The 1,195-nt window shown below is 66.8% G+C and carries 2 protein-coding genes; both read left to right on the forward strand.

Annotated features, from left to right (window positions below; all coding sequences use genetic code 11):
- On the forward strand, positions 1 to 309 hold a 309-nt coding region (locus HMPREF9710_RS22060), incomplete at its 5' end, for a choice-of-anchor Q domain-containing protein (RefSeq protein ID WP_040777733.1).
- Between the two features lie 254 nt (positions 310 to 563).
- The coding region (locus HMPREF9710_RS28070; protein WP_005670074.1) for a DUF1565 domain-containing protein at positions 564 to 1,195 on the forward strand (632 nt) is incomplete at its 3' end.

Below are 1,195 nucleotides of genomic sequence, written 5' to 3' on the forward strand. Positions count from 1 at the left end.
ATCGTGTACGACAACAAGTACGGCATCTCGGAACAGGGCACCACCGGCAAGGGCAACACGTATAAAAACAACCTGGTCACCAGGAACACGACCTATAACTTCCAGCTGCGCAATGGCCTGACCCATACCGGCACCATCAGCTCGGAGCCGCTGTTCGCCGGCTACTCGCGCACCGCGGCAACGCCAAACTACAAGCTGACGACCAGCTCGCCGGCGATCGGCCGCGGCCTGGCGACCTATGCGCCAAAGACCGACATCGACGGCAAGGCGCGCGGCACGGCCATCGACCTCGGCGCTTATCAACACTAAGCAGCTTCATGCAGCAACCCCTGCAGTAACCCCTGCAGTAACCCCTGCAGTACCGACCCGGACCGAAGCCAGCCCCGGCCAGCTTCATCCGGCGTCACCCGCGCCAGCGCCAGCTGGCGGATCTCGTGGACGGGCGCATGCGCCCCGTCCGCTCCGACACATCAGGAGAAGCCCACGTCCCGCGTGGACTGCCGCGCCCTGCGCGTGGCCCCTCCATTGCCCGGTCTTTTTTCCGGAATAGAAGGAAACCTCAGATGAAAAGCAGCACCATGATCGCCTCGAACCTCCGTACCAACCTGACCCGCGTCGCCGCGGCAGCAACCCTGCTGCTGGCCGCCACCGCATCGGCCCAAGCCGCCACGGCCCCGCAAACCGCGGCGCCAGCCGCCACCACCGCCGCCTCGGCCCAGGAACAAGTGCGCCAGCTGTACCTAACCTTGCTCGGCCGTGAGCCCGATGCGGGCGGGCTGCAGTACTGGACCCAGGCCGTGAGCCGCGGTGTCAGCCTGGCGACCGTCGAAGCGGAGATCAAGCGCAGCGCCGAGTATACGAAGCGCAATCCAGCGCCTGTCGCCGGCCCGAGCATCCCGGCCACGCCGTACAACTACTATGTTTCGCCGAACGGTTCGGACAGCGCCGCCGGCACCAAGGCCGCGCCGTTCAAGACCCTGGCGCGCGCCGCCAAGGCCGCGACCAAGCCGGGCACGACCGTGTTCGTGGCGCCGGGCACCTATGCCGGCGGCATCCGCACCACCGCCAGCGGCACCGCAAGCAACCGCATCTACTGGGTCTCGACCACGAAGTGGGGCGCCAAGATCGTGCCGCCGGCTAACTCGACCAACAAGACCGCCTGGGACAACCGCGGCAACTACGTCAGCATCATCGG

Origin of the sequence: Massilia timonae CCUG 45783 (assembly GCF_000315425.1) — a bacterium.
In the GTDB taxonomy this organism is placed as follows: domain Bacteria; phylum Pseudomonadota; class Gammaproteobacteria; order Burkholderiales; family Burkholderiaceae_D; genus Telluria; species Telluria timonae.